The sequence below is a fragment of the Glaciimonas sp. Gout2 genome (assembly GCF_035018905.1).
Taxonomy (GTDB): domain Bacteria; phylum Pseudomonadota; class Gammaproteobacteria; order Burkholderiales; family Burkholderiaceae_D; genus Glaciimonas.
The window spans coordinates 1-2,283 of record NZ_JASJXA010000108.1 but is presented as its reverse complement, the minus strand read 5'-3'; the positions used below and the strand labels follow the sequence as shown (position 1 = coordinate 2,283).

Below are 2,283 nucleotides of genomic sequence, written 5' to 3'. Positions count from 1 at the left end.
TTAAATGTTTGTAAATTTTCGCCATGGCGGCACCTTACAGCAGAAGGTGTTGCACTTGGTCTTTGAGAACGCCCAGCATCGCTACCGTTTTCCGGCAAGTGCGGTCGCAAGGTTTTGACTAGCGCGATCAAACATTCAACGTTGTCGGAATGCGGGTCTGCTTCAATCAGGTTAAGTATCGACAGCATGAAAAATGTTTGTAATATACAAAGGTCATAGTGTAAGGTTTATTGCTTCTAAATGCGTTGTCAACTTCGCTAAAACGAAGCGAGCGGAAAAGAATAATGACAGAGTATTGATGGAATGAATAAGTAGGAACGAAAGAGATTTCTTTCACTATTTTTTTGTATTTTATATTTTTATGTTTTGTGCGTTGGCATAAAGCTATATTTTGTTTAACGTCCTTCTGCAACCGTTAAAATGTCAACGCAATCAATCTACATCTACAAAGAAAGGTTTCATGTTAACTCCCTGTTTGACGAGGTCATGTTTGCGCCGTTTATCTTGTTTGGCTTTTGTACTGATGTTGGCAGCCTGCCAAAGTCTGTTATCAACCACGCCGGATGCAGTAGAGCAGCAACAAACTATTATGTCATCCGCGGATGCACAAAAAATTGATTATTTGCTCGGGCTAATTGACCAGCGACTGAGTATTGCGTCAAAAGTGGCGAAGTCCAAATGGAATTCAGGCGCCGCAGTAGACGATGCAAAGCGAGAGAGACAGATTTTAGAGGTCGTAACTGCGCAAGCCGATGCAATAGGTGGATTGGATCTAGCGCTTGTCCAGGCGTTTTTTCAAAATCAGTTTGATGCTGGAAAACTCATTCAACAGGACTTGTTGTCGGGGTGGCACAACACGCTCCCAGGTGGCTATAAATTTGACGACGCGCCTAATCTGGCGCGTGACGTGCGTCCGGTATTAGATAAACTCACACCGGAATTGATTGGCGCCCTGCGCAACGTTGTGCCATTACTACTAGATTCAGACGCGCATGCGTATCTCTCGCATTCTGCGCTGAGTTTGATACGAGGGGATGTTGGCGGGGATGTTCGTCGTCAGGCGTTAGAGTCATTGCAGGCAAAATAATCATAGTCAACATGGCCAATCGATACGCTGCTTGAAGCGCATATCCTTATGGCTGGTTGACAACAAAGACTTTGTTGTGGGGCATAATGGCTGTTGCGGAGGCGTTGGTGTAGGTAAGTCTGTCCTGCAATAATTATAAATAAGAGGCAGTACCTAATTAGTTTTGATTGAAAACATTAAGATCGAATTCATCATATGGCACAAACACCCATCGTCACATTGAATGCGCGTCAGCAAGAAATCGTCAATTACGTCCAACGAGAAAGCTTCGTTACCGTTGAAAATTTAGCGAATCGTTTTGGAATGACTCAGCAAACCATTCGACGCGACGTTAATATGTTGTCGGAACAAAATTTATTGCAACGCTATCATGGAGGCGTCGGACTTCCTTCCAGCGCAGAAAATATCGCTTATGGTGCTCGGCAAGGGTTGCAGTCTGAAGAAAAACGTCGGATTGCGGCTTTGGTCGCTGAACACATTCCGGATCAGGCAACACTATTCATTAATATCGGAACAACTACGGAAGAGGTCGCCAAAGCACTCAGCCTTCGTCGTAATTTGCGCGTCATCACCAATAATTTGAACGTCGCAGCAATCATGAGCGGCTACCCAGGCTGCGAAGTGATTATCGCAGGTGGCGTAGTGCGGGCTCGAGATTTGGGCGTGACGGGTGAAGAAACGATTGATTTCATCCAACGTTTTAAGGTGGACTTCGGCATCATTGGGGTTTCAAGTATAGATCCGGACGGCGCGCTGCGAGATTTTGATTACCGTGAAGTACGCGTGGCAGAAGCAATTATTGCGCATTCTCGCACTGTATTTTTGGTTGCAGACCATTCGAAATTTATGCGTCCAGCATTAGTAAAGCTCAGTGAACTGTCTAAGATCGACGCTTTGTTTACGGATCAGCCGATACCGGAGACGTTAGTTAATGTGTTTAAAGAGGCGCATACGAAAGTGTTTGTGGCTGAAAAAGTCGACGATTAACCAAATTTTTTATAGGTTTTTTAGCATTTTTTTTGCGTATAATATAATTTAAAGATTATAGTTATTGTCATCTCTGATCGATTTTATCCTGATAATGTACTCCCAACGTACCTGTGGCTAAGTTTTTTAACAGATTTAACGGTAATCTTTAGTCATACTAAGTCGAAAAATAAAACCTTTAAATTTAAGGTAATTAAAACATATTAAGG

Annotated in this window: 3 protein-coding genes; 2 read left to right on the top strand and 1 reads right to left on the bottom strand. The window is 43.3% G+C overall.

The window, feature by feature from the left end:
- Positions 1–188, bottom strand: a 188-nt coding sequence (locus QN379_RS23305) for a hypothetical protein (protein WP_323507745.1), incomplete at its 3' end; no start/stop codon positions are given.
- Between the two features lie 302 nt (positions 189–490).
- Here QN379_RS23305 and aroQ point away from each other — a divergent pair.
- Positions 491–1,087, top strand: a complete 597-nt coding sequence (aroQ, locus tag QN379_RS23300) for a gamma subclass chorismate mutase AroQ (protein WP_322238516.1) — start codon at positions 491–493, stop codon at positions 1,085–1,087.
- Between the two features lie 195 nt (positions 1,088–1,282).
- Positions 1,283–2,074: a DeoR/GlpR family DNA-binding transcription regulator gene (locus QN379_RS23295; RefSeq protein ID WP_322238518.1), complete on the top strand. Its 792-nt coding sequence runs from the start codon at positions 1,283–1,285 to the stop codon at positions 2,072–2,074.
- Positions 2,075–2,283: the final 209 nt, after the last annotated feature.